Raw genomic sequence first — 14,681 nt, 5'->3', positions numbered from 1 at the left:
GCCCTCGCCCGAACGGGGGCAAACACGCAGGGTCCGGACCCGGTCGCGGGTGCCCAGGAGACCCGAATCGTGCCAGACCCGTCCCCGGCCCGCCCGCCGCCCAGTGCCCCGACCCTGGCGGGCAACGCGGCGCTCGGCATCACCCAGATCCTCCTGTGGGGCGGCTCGTTCTTCCTGATGGCCGTGCTCGCCGAGCCGATCGTGCGCTCGACCGGCTGGCCGCAGGGCGTGGTGGTGGGGGCCTTGTCCCTGGCGATCCTGGTCTCGGGCCTGCTCTCGCCCTGGGTCGGGCGGATGATCCGGCGCCATGGCGGACGCCCGGTGCTGATGGCGGGCGCGCTGGTCATCGCCCTCGGGCAGGTTCTGATGGCGCTGGCGCCGAACTTGCCGGTCTTCCTGGGGGCCTGGGTGGTCACCGGCATCGGCATGGCCGGCGCACTCTACGACCCGCTCTTCGCCGCCATCGGGCAGGCCTATGGGAGTTCGGCGCGCGGGGCGATGACCCAGATCGCGATCGCCTCGGGCTTCGCCATCACCCTGTGCTGGCCGGCCTCGAGCCTCCTCGTCGAGACGGTCGGCTGGCGGGGCACCTGCCTCGTCTACGCTGCGCTCGCGGCCTTCGTGGTGGTTCCGCTCTTCGCCTGGGCGCTTCCGGCTCAGGCCGGCACAGCGGGGCCCGTGGCGAAGGTCGTGGCCCCCGAGACCGGCGCGGCGCCCCTGGTGAGTCCGGCGGGCCGGGGGCCGCTGCCGGGCGAGCGCATCCTCGCCGTCACCTTCACCAGCGCGGCGGTGATCATGACCGCAATCTCGGTGCAACTGCTCCTTCTCCTACAGGCCAAGGGGGTGGCGGCCGGCACGGCCGTCGCCCTGAGCACCCTGATCGGCCCCTCGCAGGTCGGCGCCCGCATCCTCGAACTCCTGTTCGGGCGGCGGGCGCATCCGGTCTGGGCCTTGCTGGTGTCGAGCGGGAGCGTCGGCCTCGGCATCCTGATCCTGGCCTTCGCCCCCAGCTTCGCCTGGGCCGGCATCGTCCTGTACGGCGCGGGCAACGGCATGCGCACCGTGGTGCGCGGCACCCTGCCGCTCGCCCTCTTCGGCCAGGGCGACTACGCCGCCGTGATGGGGCGCCTCGCCCGGATGCCGCTCCTGGGCCAGGCCGCGACGCCCCTCGCCTGCGGCTACCTCGGCGCATGGCTCGGGCTCGACGTGCTGCTGGACCTGATGCTCGCCGTCGCGGCCCTCAACGTGGTCCTGTCCCTGGTGGTCGCCCGCCGGGCGATCCGGACCTCCGGGGCCTGAGACCGGGGGAGGTCCGGGACCACCGTCAGCCGGCGAGCCCCATCTGCTTGCGGAGGCTCTTGTCGAACAGGCCCGCCGGCGCGAAGCGGCGCAGCAGGCTCACCTGCCGGGCGACCTTGCCGGCGGTGTAGCGCCGGCGCGGTGCCGTCGCGGTGGCCGCCGCCACCACGATCCGGGCCACCACCTCAGGCGCGTCGGCCGTCGCCATGACCGTGCGAAGCGTCCGCTCCGCGTCGGCGCGCGCCTGGGCGTAGAGGTCGAGCTTCGCGTCCGGCGCCACCTGGTTCTGGTCGAAGGCCGTGCGGGTATAGGCCGGCTCGACGAGGACGATGCGGATGCCCTGGCCACGCACCTCGTGATCGAGGGATTCCGAGTAGCCCTCGAGCGCGTGCTTGCTCGCCGCGTAGAGCGCCATGTAGGGCGCCGGCATCAGCCCGAGGACGGAGCTGATGTTGACGATGCGCCCGCTCCCCGCCGCGCGCATCGCCGGCAGCACGGCCCGGGTCGTCCGGATGACACCGAACAGGTTGACGTCGAACAGGTCCTTCGCCTGCGCCACCGAGGATTCCTCCGCGCCCCCGCTGATGCCGAAGCCGGCATTGTTGACGAGGAGGTCGATCCGCCCGGTCTCGTCGCGCACGCGCTCCACCAGGGCCGCGACGGAGGCCTCGTCGGTGATGTCGCAGGTCAGCATCGTGACCGCCCCGCCCGGCAGGGACGTCGCCCTCCGGCTCGTGCCGAACACGCGGTAGCCCGCATCGCTCAGGGCTCTGGCCGTCGCCAGCCCGATGCCCGAGGAGGCTCCGGTGACGATGGCGGTCTTCGGTTGGGATGTCGACACGGGAAGGCTCCTGGATTGGCGGCCACGCTGGCAGCCGTCTTCCTTTTAAATTACGGTAATAATTTATAAGCGCAAGCGGACGTGCGTGCCGGGCCGCACCCGCCGGGACGTGCCGTCTCGGCGCGGTCAGGTTGGGGCTACGCGAACGCACGATTCTGTCGCACAGATCGCGGCGAAGGGTTGGACGAGGACGGATTCCGCGCGCCGCGGCATCGCCGCGACCCGGACGAGGCCGCACGATGAGATCTGGCTCCCGATTGTCGGAACGGTGGTTCAACCTCGTTCTCTGGCTCGTGGCGATCGCCTTCGCGGTCTTCCTCATCGGTCTCGGCTCGCTCCTGGTCGGGGACCTGCCCCAGGTCGAGCAGCGCTACACCACCGAGCAGTTCCTGGAGCAGGACCGGGCGCGTGCCACGGCCGCCGCCCTCACGCGGATCCGCCGCGAGCGCGCCGACCTGCGGCGCCTCTCCGAGCAGGGGGAGCTGGCCCTGGACGCCGCCCGCGCGGCCTCCGAAAACGCCCGCGAGACCTTCACCAACTGGCTCAAGACCCGGGATGCGACCCAGCGCGTCGACCAGGATCCCGGCCTGATCGAGCGCACGAAGCGCCTCGACGCCCTCAAGGCGGCCGAGCGCGCCATCGAGGAGCGGCTGGAAGCCCTGGCCAAGACCGGGCTCGATCTCTCCGAGCGGGAAACCGTGCAGGAGCGCATCGAGGCCGATCTGCGCGGGGCCGCCGAGGCGAAGCGCGACACGGCCATGCGCGGGCAGGAGATGCGGGTGTTTGGCTACCGCCTCGCCCTGACCCTGCCGATGCTGGCGCTCGCCGGATGGCTGCTGCGGACGCGGCGGCGCAGCCGCAACTGGCCCTTCGTCTGGGGTTTCGCCATCGCGGCGGCCTTCGCGTTCTTCGTCGAACTCGTGCCCTACATGCCGAGCTACGGCGGCTACGTGCAGTACGGCGTCGGCATCATCGTCACGCTGCTGGGAGGGCGCGCGGTGATCAACGCCCTGCAGGCTTACAACGAGCGCCAGAAGGCGGACGAAGCCCGCCCGGATGCGGAGCGCCGGACCGAGATCGCCACCGACCAGGCCCTGCTGCGCCTCGCCAAGAAGGCCTGCCCCGGCTGCGAGCGCCCCATCGATCTGGCCAACCCGGAGACGAATTTCTGCCCGCATTGCGGCATCGGACTGTTCGCGCGCTGCCCCGCCTGCACCCACCGCAAGAGCACCTTCGAGCGCTACTGCACCGCCTGCGGGACGCCCGGATCGTCGGGACTCGCCACGGCGGTTTGACCCAAAGGCGGGATACCAACGCGGCGTCGCCGGGCCTACACTCGGGCCGGATGCAGTGAGCCCCGTCATGAGCCCCGCCATGCCGACAGCGCCGAGCCCCCCGCCCCCGCCCCGGGGCGACGCCGGCGCGGAGTGGGCCTTCCGGGACGACCCGCCGGCGCTCTCGGCCCTGCGGGCCGCGATCGTGGCGGCCCACCGGCGCCCCGAGGCCGAATGCCTGGCGCCGCTCCTCGCGCGGGCCGCGCTGCCCCCCGAGGCGACGGCGCGCGTCGCCGCAACGGCCCGCCACCTCGTCGAGACCCTGCGGGGCAGCGCGCGGCGCGGGGGCGTCGAGGGGCTGATCCGCGAATACGACCTCTCGAGCCAGGAGGGCGTCGCTCTGATGTGCCTCGCCGAGGCGCTGCTGCGCATCCCCGACGCGGCGACCCGCGACGCGCTGATCCGCGACAAGATCGGGACCGGGAACTGGCAGGCGCATCTCGGCCACAGCCCCTCGCCCTTCGTCAACGCGGCGACCTGGGGGCTGCTCGTGACGGGCCGGCTCACCGCGACCACCAGCGAGGCCGGGCTCGCCGCCGCGCTGACGCGCCTGATTGGACGGGGCGGCGAGCCGCTGATCCGCCGGGGCGTGGATCTCGGCATGCGCCTGATGGGCGAGCAGTTCGTCACCGGCCAGACCATCGCGGAGGCCTTGGGCCGGGCGCGCCGGATGGAGGCGAAGGGCTTCACCTACTCCTACGACATGCTCGGCGAGGCGGCGGCCACGGCCGCGGACGCCGCGCGCTACGAGGATGCCTACCGGGAGGCGATCCACGCGATCGGGGAGGCCGCGAGCGGGCGCGGCATCCAGGCGGGGCCGGGCATCTCCATCAAGCTCTCGGCCCTGCACCCGCGCTACGTCCGGGCCAAGCGCGGGCGGGTGCTGACCGAACTCCTGCCCCGGGTGAAGGCGCTGGCGCGGCTCGCCCGACACTACGACATCGGCCTCAACATCGATGCGGAGGAGGCCGACCGCCTCGACCTCTCCCTCGACATCCTGGAGGCCCTGGCCCTCGACCGCGACCTCTCGGGCTGGGACGGCCTCGGCTTCGTGGTCCAGGCCTACGGCCGGCGGTGTCCCTTCGTGATCGACTGGCTGGTCGACCTCGCCCGGCGCGCGGGGCGGCGCCTCATGGTCCGCCTCGTCAAAGGCGCCTACTGGGACACCGAGATCAAGCGCGCCCAGGTGGAGGGTCTGGCGGACTACCCCGTCTTCACCCGCAAGGCGCACACGGACGTCTCCTACCTCGCCTGCGCCCGCCAGCTGCTGGCGGCCCGGGACGCGGTGTTCCCGCAATTCGCCACCCACAACGCCCAGACCCTGGCCGCCATCCTGGAAATGGCGGGACCGGATTTCCGCCCCGGCGATTACGAGTTCCAGTGCCTGCATGGGATGGGCGAGCCGCTCTACGAGGCGGTGGTGGGCGCCGACAGGTTGGATCGGCCCTGCCGCATCTACGCGCCGGTCGGCACCCACGAGACCCTGCTCGCCTACCTCGTGCGCAGGCTCCTCGAGAACGGCGCCAACGCCTCCTTCGTCCACCGCATCGCGGACGCGACCGTGCCGGTGGAGGCCCTGATCGCCGACCCCGTGGCCGTGGTCCGCGCCATGGCGACGCCGGGGGCGCCGCATCCGGGCATCGCCCCCCCGCCGGACCTGTTCGGACCCATGCGCCGCAACGCCGCCGGGCTGGATCTCTCCGACGAGGCTACCCTCGCGGCCTTGCGCGAATCCCTCGCGGCGAGCGCGCGCCTGACCTGGATGGCGACCCCGTCCGGCCACCCGCCGGAGGCGGCGGCCGAGCCCGTCCGCAACCCGGCCGACCGGAACGACGTGGTCGGCCATGTCCGCGCCGCCGAGCCCGCCGACATCGCCGCCGCCCTCAACGCCGTCGAGGACGGCGCCGGGGCCTGGGCCGCCACGCCGGCTTGCGTCCGCGCGGAGGCGCTGCGGGGCGCGGCCGACGCCTTCGAGGCGCGGATGCCGATCCTGATCGGGCTCATCGTGCGCGAGGCCGGCAGGACGCTGGCCGCCGCCGTGGCGGAGGTGCGGGAGGCGGTGGATTTTCTGCGCTACTACGCGGCCGAGGGCGAGCGCCTGGCGGGGGCCGGCACGCCGCGCCCCCTCGGGCCCGTCGTCTGCATCTCGCCCTGGAACTTCCCGCTGGCGATCTTCACCGGGCAGGTCGCCGGCGCCCTCGCGGCCGGCAACGCGGTGCTGGCCAAGCCCGCCGAGCAGACGCCGCTGGTCGCCGCCGAGGCGGTCCGCCTCCTGCACGCGGCCGGCGTCCCGCCCGGGGCCCTGCGCCTCCTGCCCGGGGCTGGCGCGGTCGGCGCGGCCCTGATGGCCGATGCGCGGGTGCAGGGCGTGCTGTTCACCGGGTCCACGATGGTGGCGGGCGAAATCCACCGCACCCTGTCCGAGCGCCTGACGGTGGACGGGCGCCCGGTGCCGCTGGTGGCCGAGACCGGGGGCCAGAACGCCCTGGTGGCGGATTCCTCCGCCCTGCCCGAGCAGGTGGTGGCCGACGTCGTCGCCTCCGCCTTCGATTCGGCCGGGCAGCGCTGCTCGGCCCTGCGCATCCTCTGCCTGCAGGAGGAGGGGGCCGACCGCATCCTCGCCCTCCTGGAGGGGGCGCTGCGGGAACTCGAGATCGGCGACCCCCGTCGTCTCTCGGTGGATGTCGGTCCGGTCATCGGCGCGGAGGCGCAACGCGGCATCCGCGCCCATGTCGAGGCCATGCGGGCGCGCGGCCACCGGGTCGTCCAGGTACCGCTGCCGCCCGAGGCGGACCGGGGCAGCTTCGTGGCCCCGACGCTGATCGCCATCGCGGACGTCGCCGACGTGGAGCGGGAGGTGTTCGGCCCGGTCCTGCACGTGCTGCGCTATCCCCGCGCGGATCTCGAGCGCCTGATCGCGCGCATCAACGCCACCGGGTACGGGCTGACCTTCGGCCTGCACACCCGGATCACCGAGACGATGACGCGGGTGCTCGACCGGATCGAGGCGGGCAACCTCTACGTCAACCGCAACATCGTCGGGGCGGTGGTGGGCGTGCAGCCCTTCGGCGGCACCGGCCTTTCTGGCACGGGCCCCAAGGCGGGCGGTCCCCTCGTCCTGCGGCGTCTGCTGGCCGATCCGCTGCCCGTCGGAACCGGGGCGCCCGCCCCCGAGATCCCGGCGCCCGCCCGGGCCTATGCGGACTGGCTGAGGGCTGCGGGTGAGGCCGAACTCGCCGCCCGGATCGCGGCCCTCTGTGCGCACGTCGGGCCCGGAACCGAGGTGGAACTGCCGGGCCCGGTCGGGGAGCGCAACCTTTACGCCCTGCGCCCTCGGGGCCTCGTCGCCGCCCTGGCGTCTTCGCCCTTCGCGCTCCGTCTCCAGGTCGGGCTGATCCTCGCCACCGGCAACCGGGCCGTCGCGATCGGTCCGCAGGCGGCCGGGCACCTGCGTGGCCTGCCGGCCGGAGCCGGGGCCGCGATCGGGTTCTTCCCTGACCTCGACGACATTCCGGACCTGCGGGCGGTGCTGCACGCGGGCGACCGGGCGGATCGCATCGCCCTCGCCCGCCGCCTCGCCGCGCGGGCGGGACCGATCGTGGCGCTCCAGTCCCTGGACGTCGACGCCCTGGCGGCGGGCCGGGACTACGACCCCTTCGGCCTCCTGGCCGAGCGCTCAATCTCCATCAACACCGCCGCCGCCGACGGGAACGCGAGCCTGATGGCGCTGGAGGACTGACGGGGCGGAAATCCGACATCCGGAGCGTCCGGCGCGAGGCCGCTTCACCTCCGGTTCAAGTGATATGGTCCAGCTTGGGCGGCCCTCGCGAGGGCGGGCGTGCCGAACCGGCCGCCGCCCTTCGCGAAGGCGTGCCCCGGACACGCACGGACCCCATGCTCGCCCCCGCGCCAGACACCTTCGCAACGCTCCTGTGGCCGGTCGCCGAGCAAGAGGCGCCGCCCCCGGCGCCCCTGCGGGCACCCCCGACCTTCCTGCGCAGCATCATGCCCGCCCTCGACCTCGCCTACGGCCTCTCCGACCTCTCGGATATGTCGAATGCCCTGTCCGAGCGCCTGGCCGACCTCATCGCCCAACTCGGGGCGGACCGCCCGCCCGTTCCCGCCGAGCCCCGGGGCGACGCGGCCCTCCTCCCGCTGGCCGACGCGGCGTGAGCGGCGGGCCGGCTTTCGCGCGCATTCGGGACAAACCGACGCCGACCTTCGGGTTGGCGATGGCTGGCCGGGGGGAAGCCGCCTAGATACCTCCACCTGGACAGCATCTCCCGGAAGACCGCATGCGCCCACCCACCTGCCTGCCCCGTCGCGCGCGGCCCGGCCCCGCCCGGCGGTGGGTCCTCGCGGGGATCGCCCTCGTGATCGGGAGCGCCGCCGCGCCGGCCTGGGCCCGGCCCTTCACGGATGCGGCCGGGCGGGTGGTGGAGGTGCCCGAGCGTCCGCTGCGCATCCTGGCCGCCGGCCCACCGGCCTCCGTGCTGCTCTACACCCTCGCACCCGACCGGATGCTGGGCTGGATCCGCAGTCCCACCGCCGAGGAAAAGCCTTTCCTCGCCCCCGGCGTCCGGGACCTGCCCGCCACGGGGCGCCTGACCGGGCGCGGCGGGACCGCCAACGTCGAGGCGGTCCTCGCCCTGAAACCCGACCTGATCGTCGATGTCGGCAGCACCGCCCCGACCTACGCCTCTCTCGCCGATCGGGTGCAGGCCCAGACCGGTATCCCCTACGTGCTCCTCGACGGGCACTTTTCGCGCACCGCCGAGAGCTACCGGCAACTCGGTGCGCTCATCGGCGCGCAAGCCGCCGCCGCCGACCTCGCGGCTTCGGCCGAGGCCATCGTGGCTGACGTGGCGCGGGTGGTCGCCGCGGTGCCGGAGGAGCGGCGCCCGCGCGTGTACTATGCCCGTGGGCCGAAGGGACTCGAGACCGGGCTCGCCGGTTCGATCAACGTCGAGTTGCTGGAGGTCGTCGGCGCCCGCAACGTCGCGGCGGCCGCCGGTCCCGGGGGGCTGGCCACGGTCTCGCCGGAGCAGGTCCTGGCCTGGAACCCGGACGTGATCCTCACCCAGGATGCGGGCTTTCGCGCCGGGATCGCCGCAGATCCGCTCTGGTCCGGTCTTAAGGCGGTGCGCGCGGGGCGCGTCCACCAGGTCCCTGCCCTGCCCTTCGGCTGGTTCGACGCGCCCCCCGGCGCCAACCGCCTGATCGGCATCCGCTGGCTCGCGCACGTGCTCTATCCGGATCTGTTCCCGCAGGCCCTCGACGACGCGACGCGGGACTTCTACCGGCGGTTCTACCACGTGGAGCTCGACGCCCGGCAGGTCGAGACGCTGCTGTCGGGCGCGACGGGCGGCCGGACCCCGTGACGCCGGAGCGCGAAGCCGTTCCGGCGCTTGGCCCACCGCCGGATGTCGCTGACACGCGGAGCGGGCACCGGCTGTCGGCGGTGCTCCCGGTCCTGCTCCCGATTCTGGGACTCCTCGCCCTGGTCGTGCTGGCGCTCGCCACGGGGCGCTACTCCGTGCCCGTCGGCGACGTGTTCGGAATCCTCGCCGGAAAGCTCTTCGGTCTGCCGGTGCGGGCCGAGCCGGCCATGCAGATCGTCGTCCTGCAGGTGCGCCTGCCCCGGATCCTCGCCGCCCTGGTGGTGGGGGCGGGCCTCGCGGCGGCGGGGGCGACCTACCAGGGCCTGTTCCGCAACCCCCTGGTCTCGCCGGACATCCTCGGCGTCTCGGCGGGTGCCAGCCTCGGGGCGGTGCTGGGCATCTTCCTCGCCCTGCCGGTGGCGGCCATCCAGGGCCTCGCCTTCGCGGGCGGGCTCGGGGCGGTGGCCGCGGTCTACGCCGTGGGCGCGGCGGTGCGGCGGCACGATCCGGTCCTGACCCTCGTCCTCGCGGGCGTCGCCATCGGCGCGGTGCTGGGCTCGGCCATCTCGCTCCTCAAGGTGCTGGCCGACCCCTACAACCAGCTCCCGGCGATCACCTACTGGCTGCTGGGCAGCCTCGCCTCGGCCAGCCTCGGGGACGTCGCCGCCATCCTGCCGGCCATCCTCCTCGGCCTCGTGCCCCTGGTGCTCCTGCGCTGGCGCATGAACCTGATGAGTCTCGGCGAGGAGGAGGCCCGGGCGCTCGGCGTCGAGACCCGCGCCCTGCGCCCGGTGCTGATCGCGGCCGCGACCCTGGTCACTGCCGCCGCCGTCTCGGTGACGGGGGTGATCGGCTGGATCGGCCTCCTGGTGCCGCACGTGGCCCGCCTGCTGGTGGGCCCGGACTTCCGGCGCCTGCTGCCGGCCTCCCTGATCCTCGGGGCGGGCTACCTCCTCGCCGTCGACCTCGTGGCCCGCACCATCGCCCCCATCGAGGTGCCGCTGGGCATCCTCACCGCGCTCATCGGCGCGCCCTTCTTCCTCTGGCTGCTGGCCAGCGGCAAGCGGGGCTGGGTCTGATGCGGGATGTCTCCTGATGCTCGAGGTTTCGGGTCTCGCCTTCGGCTACGGCCGCCGCCGCGTCGGCGCCGGCCTCGACCTCACCGTGCGGGCCGGCGAGGTGCTCTGCCTCCTCGGTCCGAACGGGGGCGGCAAGACCACCCTGTTCAAGACCCTGCTGGGCCTGCTGCCGCCGCTCGCCGGCGCGATCCGCCTCGACGGCGAGGACGTCGCCCGCTGGTCCCGCCGCCGGTTGGCGGCGCGCCTCGGCTACGTGCCCCAGGCGCAGGGGGCGACCTTCCCGTTCCGGGTCTCGGACGTCGTCCTGATGGGGCGCGCCAGCCGGCTCGGGCCTTTCGCGAGTCCCGGTCCGGCGGACCGCGCGATCGCCGCCCGGGCGCTGGCGAGCCTGGAGATCGCCCACTTGGCGGAGCGCACCTATACGGAGATCAGCGGTGGCGAGCGCCAGATGGTGCTGATCGCCCGGGCGCTGGCCGGCGAGCCCGGTCTCCTCGTCATGGACGAGCCCACCGCCAGCCTCGATTTCGGCAACCAGACCCGCGTGCTGGCCCAGGTTCGGCGCCTGTCGCGGCTGGGCATCGCGGTCATCCTCTCGACGCACGACCCGGACCACGCCTTCCTCTGCGCCGACCGGGTGGCGCTCCTGCACGAGGGCCGCCTCCTGGCCCTGGGCGATCCGGCCGCGACGATCACGCCGGAGAGTCTCGCCCGGATCTACGGGGTCGCCGTCGCGGTGGTGCCGCTGCCGGGGTTCCGCCAATCCGTCTGCGCTCCGCTCCTGCCGGACTAGCCTGGCCGTGTCCGAGGTGCCATCTGTCGCCGTCCCCGGCGGCATTCCCCGGCGGCATTCCGCGCGAAACCGATGGGACGATGATCTATTCTCAGCGTAGCGACGGCCTCGGAACCCGCATCCTGTCGGCGATCTACGCGCGGATGCTGTCGGAGCAGGTCGGCGTTCCGATGGGTGTGATCTGGACGCCCCTGGGGTGGCCGTTCCTGGTGCGCGACACGCCCCTGATGCACCCTCGGCACCTGCCCGAGATCTTCGCCAGCCTGCACCTCTTCCGCGACCCGGCGGACGGCGCGCACGGGGTAATCGTCCCCCACGAGGAAGTCGTCAGCACCGAGCTGTTCAGCCTGTACTACAACCGGGACGAGCTCTCCGGCCTGTCGCGCGGCGAGGTCGCGCAGATCGCCATGATGGGCCGGGGCGTCAATTACGACTTCCCGGGTCCGCTGTTCGACTTCATGGAGCGGGACCCCGCGCGGAAGGCGGGCGTGTCCCGCATCGCCGCGACGATCAACTGGAGTCCGGCCGTCGCCGCAGCCATCGCGGAGCTCGACGGGCGCTTCCAACTCGGCCGCTGCCTGTCGGTCCATGTCCGGCGGGGCGACATCCTCGAGATGCTGTTCGCCTACGACCTCGACGATCTTGCCAGCGACGGCATGACCCAGATCCTGCAGCGCTACACGCCCCTGCAGGCGTATTTCGAAGCGATCGACGCGGCCGGCCCCGATGCGGGCGGCATCGTCGTCTGCACCGAGGACGACGGCGTCGTCGAGCGGTTCGTCGCACGCTACGGGCCCGAGCGGGTGGCCTCCTGCGCGGGGATGACCCTCACCGACAACCAGCGCGCCGCCGTCGACCTCATCCTGCTGTCGCGCTCGCGCCGGATCATCGCACCCGTGTTGAGCTTCTTCTCGCAATGCGCGGCGGAGATCGGCGGCACGGTCCTGCAGAACACCGCCTGGCACCTGCGGGAGACCACGGGCGAGATCGACGCCATCCTGGCCGCCTCGACGGCCGAGCGGGTCGGCGCCGTGCGGTCGATCTTGTACCGGGCCGCTCACCGGCTCTCGGCCCAGAACGGGCTGGGCCTGGAGGGCTATTACGAGGACCTGATGCGGGCGGCCCCGGGGACGGACCGGCACGAGCCCTGACGATCGCGACGTCCGTTCCGGGGGGACGATCCGGACGGGCTCCTGCCCGGGGTCTTGCCGTCAGGGCGCTGCGGCGGCTTCCGTCGATGTGGTGCGGCCGGCCAGGTCGCTCGACTCGGCGGCATACTGGCTGGCCGCGATGGTTCGCTTGACCGTGGAGCGGGCCGCGTCGATGGCGATGGCGGCCGCCGACATGGTCCGGGCCTCGGTCGGGCGTTCGAGGGCGTGCTTGGCGATGTCTCCGGCGAGATCGTCGATCTCGCGGGCGAGTTGTTCCAGGCGCGGCGCGTCGGTGCTGTCCTGCGCCTCCTGGCGGATCGCAAGCAGACGGTCGGTGGCCTCCTCGACGCGCTCGCGGCGCAGGCGCGACAGGCGCTGACCGACCCAGGCCACCGCCGAGCCGATGCCGCCGCCCAGGAAGGCCACGAGGTAGATCCAGGTCTCGTAGCGCTCGATGAAACCCTGCTGCTCGCGCTCGAAGAAGTCGACGGCCCCGGGATGGATGGGAAGCCGGGCGCTGGTGGCCTCGGCGGTGCTCTCGTATTTCGGAGCCTGCATGTAGTCGGCGGCGGGGGTGGTGTTGGCCATCCCGCTGCGCATCTCGAACAAGTGCTGGGTCACGTCCGCCGCCACCGAGCGGGAGAGGCTGGTGCGCGCCATCAGGCGGTAGGAGGCCCCCACGGTGTGGACGTCCTCGGCCGGCACCTTGGGGCTTCCGCCGAAAGTCTCGGCCGGCATCGTCACGGATTGGAGCCGGGGCATGCGCGCGATGATGGCGTCGACGTTCTCGACATCCACGAAGGCGACCTTCCGGTTCTTGCTGACCCCCTGGACGATCCCGACGATGCGCTGGGCGGTCGGCGCCGTCGGGGCGATCACCGAGACGACGGCGTCGATGCGCTTGGCCGTGAAGGCGGCTGCGAGATCGGCTTCCGCCATCTCCACGAGGACGACGTGGCGCGGCGGCACGGCACCCTCGGGCTCCCGGTCGAGGAGGGTGAGGCCGTAATGCTCGACCATCGCCCGGATCAGGGCCTGATCCGCGTCGCGATGGGCGAGGATGGCGAGGCGCTTGCGGTCGAGGCTCGGAAACCGGGTCAGCCCGGACGCCTCGGGCGAGGCGATGATCATGGCCTGGTCGCGCAGGATTGCCAGGGTCAGGCCGTTGTCGGGCAGGTCGACGTCCGGGCGCACCACCGCGAGGTCGGCCCGGCCGTCCTGGAGGGCGGCGGCGCTATCGCGCACGTCGTCGAGGGCCAGGACCTTGAGGCGGATCTCCTTATGGCGTTTCGCCAAGGCATCCGCGTAGGCCTGGATCAGCGCCGGCTCGGTGCCGTCGCGGGGGGCCACCGCCACCGTCAGTACCGTGGCCCGCGAGACCCAGTAGGCCGCGCCGGCCCCGGCGCCGAGGATTACCGCCAGCAGCAGGAAGACGAGTTCCGGGCGTAGGAGGAGCTTCGGGAACCGCATCGGTCAGGGGCTCCTCGGAATTTGCGCCCGGTGGCGGCCGAGACCGCCGGCCGCCCATGAAGGCGGCACGGCGGGACCCGTCGCGATCAGTGTTTTCCGGTGATCTTGTCGGCGAGCGCGGCAGCGCCGTCCTTGACCTCGCCGACGGTGCGCTGGGCCTCGCCCTTGAGTTCCTGGGCCTTGCCTTCGACGATCAGTTGGTCGTTGCCCGTGACCTTGCCGGTGGCCTGCTTGATGTTGCCGGCCGCCTCGTTGGCCAGGCCCTTCAGCTTGTCGGTGGTGCTGCTCATGAGGTGTCTCCTTCGGGTTATGTGCGGGGTAGGTTCGCGGGGGAATGGGGAGGATGCGAGACCCGGCCGGTCGCGGGGACCGGCCGGGGTTCGCGGGTTGGTTCTGGTGGATCAGGCGCGGCGGGCCGCGTAGCCGTCGGCCAGGGTGTGGAGCTTGGGGGCGCCGAAGCGGCCGCCCAGGAAACCCGCCAGTGCGCCCAGGATCAGCGCGAGCGCGCCGTAGAACGCGCCCTGCGTGGCGGCGGACTTGGCCACCACGGCCGCGGCCTCGGCCTTCTGCTTGGCCGCCGCGACGGTCTCGTCGTACTGCTTGCGGTAGTCCTGGATCTGCGCCTTTGCCTGGTCGACCGGGATGCCCTGGGCCTTGGCCAGCGTGTCGGCCGCGCGGCTCTCGGCCTGGGCCTTCTGGGCCGGGTCACCCGTGAACAGGGCGCGGATGGCCGCCACGGCGGCGTCCTTGGCCGCCTGCGGGTCCTGGCCGGCGGCCTGGTTGCGCACCGACTGCTCGATGCCGTCGAGCGGGTTGCTGATCTTGGACAGCGAGGGCGCCGCGGCCTGGGCCGCCGTCTGCACGGTGCCGCCCACGAGCGAGCCGGCCCCGCCGAGCGTGCTGGTCACGCCCGAGAACGCGCCCCCAATCAGCCCGCCGGCCGCCGAGGTGAGCAGGTAGAGCACCACCAGGGTCGTCACCGCCCAGGAGACCAGGCCGTGCAGGCCGGCCGCCCCCGTGACGGGCTTGCCCGAGAGCCGGCCCGCGATGAACCCGCCGGCCAGCGAGGCCACCACGCCCGAGGCCACGAACCAGACGCCCGCGCTCAGCGACAGCGTCGAAGCGGCCGGATTGTCGGCGGCCACCGGGCCGACGCTCGACAGGCCGACCCCCACGCCGACCATGTTCAGGATCACCTGTGTCACCAGCGCGGTGACGGCGCCCGCGAAGATCGCCCCCCACGAGACCTGGTTCAGGAGCACCGTGCGGGTGTCGGCCGCGGGGACGGATGCGGAGGGAATGCTGGACGAGGTAGCCACGTTGAGAAACTCCGGTT

At 73.2% G+C, this 14,681-nt stretch carries 12 protein-coding genes; 8 read left to right on the top strand and 4 right to left on the bottom strand.

Annotated elements, in window-relative coordinates:
- The first annotated feature begins 69 nt into the window (after positions 1–69).
- The gene (locus MFF30_RS22025; RefSeq protein WP_238282167.1) at positions 70–1,299 is read left to right on the top strand and encodes an MFS transporter; all 1,230 of its coding nucleotides are present in this window, start codon (positions 70–72) and stop codon (positions 1,297–1,299) included.
- A 25-nt stretch (positions 1,300–1,324) separates the two neighbouring features.
- Here the strand turns inward: MFF30_RS22025 and MFF30_RS22020 are convergent, their stop codons facing one another.
- Positions 1,325–2,140: an oxidoreductase gene (locus MFF30_RS22020; protein ID WP_238282165.1), complete on the bottom strand. Its 816-nt coding sequence runs from the start codon at positions 2,138–2,140 to the stop codon at positions 1,325–1,327.
- Between the two features lie 239 nt (positions 2,141–2,379).
- Between MFF30_RS22020 and MFF30_RS22015 the strand changes: the two genes are divergently transcribed.
- The 7 genes from MFF30_RS22015 (at position 2,380) to MFF30_RS21985 (ending at position 11,875) form a co-directional block, all read left to right on the top strand.
- Entirely contained in the window at positions 2,380–3,435 is a 1,056-nt protein-coding gene (locus MFF30_RS22015) for a zinc ribbon domain-containing protein (protein ID WP_238282163.1), read from the top strand.
- A gap of 79 nt (positions 3,436–3,514) precedes the next feature.
- Positions 3,515–7,213 (top strand): trifunctional transcriptional regulator/proline dehydrogenase/L-glutamate gamma-semialdehyde dehydrogenase, encoded by a 3,699-nt coding sequence (gene putA / locus MFF30_RS22010; RefSeq protein ID WP_238282161.1) that lies wholly within the window; start codon positions 3,515–3,517, stop codon positions 7,211–7,213.
- Positions 7,214–7,368: 155 nt separating this feature from the next.
- Positions 7,369–7,647 (top strand): hypothetical protein, encoded by a 279-nt coding sequence (locus MFF30_RS22005; RefSeq protein WP_238282159.1) that lies wholly within the window; start codon positions 7,369–7,371, stop codon positions 7,645–7,647.
- Positions 7,648–7,769: 122 nt separating this feature from the next.
- Positions 7,770–8,855 carry an iron ABC transporter substrate-binding protein gene (locus tag MFF30_RS22000; RefSeq protein WP_238282156.1) on the top strand — a complete coding sequence of 362 codons (1,086 nt, stop codon included), beginning with the start codon at positions 7,770–7,772 and terminating at the stop codon, positions 8,853–8,855.
- 71 nt (positions 8,856–8,926) lie between these two features.
- On the top strand, positions 8,927–9,934 hold the full coding sequence (locus tag MFF30_RS21995) for a FecCD family ABC transporter permease (protein WP_373320979.1): 1,008 nt from the start codon (positions 8,927–8,929) through the stop codon (positions 9,932–9,934).
- A 13-nt stretch (positions 9,935–9,947) separates the two neighbouring features.
- Entirely contained in the window at positions 9,948–10,724 is a 777-nt protein-coding gene (locus tag MFF30_RS21990; RefSeq protein ID WP_238282187.1) for an ABC transporter ATP-binding protein, read from the top strand.
- A gap of 80 nt (positions 10,725–10,804) precedes the next feature.
- Positions 10,805–11,875 carry a hypothetical protein gene (locus MFF30_RS21985; RefSeq protein WP_238282152.1) on the top strand — a complete coding sequence of 357 codons (1,071 nt, stop codon included), beginning with the start codon at positions 10,805–10,807 and terminating at the stop codon, positions 11,873–11,875.
- Between the two features lie 60 nt (positions 11,876–11,935).
- Here MFF30_RS21985 and MFF30_RS21980 read toward each other — a convergent pair whose 3' ends face one another.
- The 3 genes from MFF30_RS21980 to MFF30_RS21970 all read right to left on the bottom strand — a co-directional run bounded on the left by MFF30_RS21980 (position 11,936) and on the right by MFF30_RS21970 (position 14,664).
- Positions 11,936–13,345, bottom strand: a complete 1,410-nt coding sequence (locus MFF30_RS21980; RefSeq protein WP_238282150.1) for a TAXI family TRAP transporter solute-binding subunit — start codon at positions 13,343–13,345, stop codon at positions 11,936–11,938.
- Between the two features lie 86 nt (positions 13,346–13,431).
- The gene (locus MFF30_RS21975; protein WP_238282148.1) at positions 13,432–13,635 is read right to left on the bottom strand and encodes a CsbD family protein; all 204 of its coding nucleotides are present in this window, start codon (positions 13,633–13,635) and stop codon (positions 13,432–13,434) included.
- Between the two features lie 111 nt (positions 13,636–13,746).
- On the bottom strand, positions 13,747–14,664 hold the full coding sequence (locus MFF30_RS21970; protein ID WP_238282146.1) for a PhnA-like protein: 918 nt from the start codon (positions 14,662–14,664) through the stop codon (positions 13,747–13,749).
- Positions 14,665–14,681: the final 17 nt, after the last annotated feature.

The organism is Methylobacterium goesingense, from assembly GCF_022179225.1.
GTDB lineage: Bacteria > Pseudomonadota > Alphaproteobacteria > Rhizobiales > Beijerinckiaceae > Methylobacterium > Methylobacterium goesingense.
Note: the sequence above shows the minus strand (reverse complement) of the source record. Positions and strands in the feature narration are given on the sequence as shown.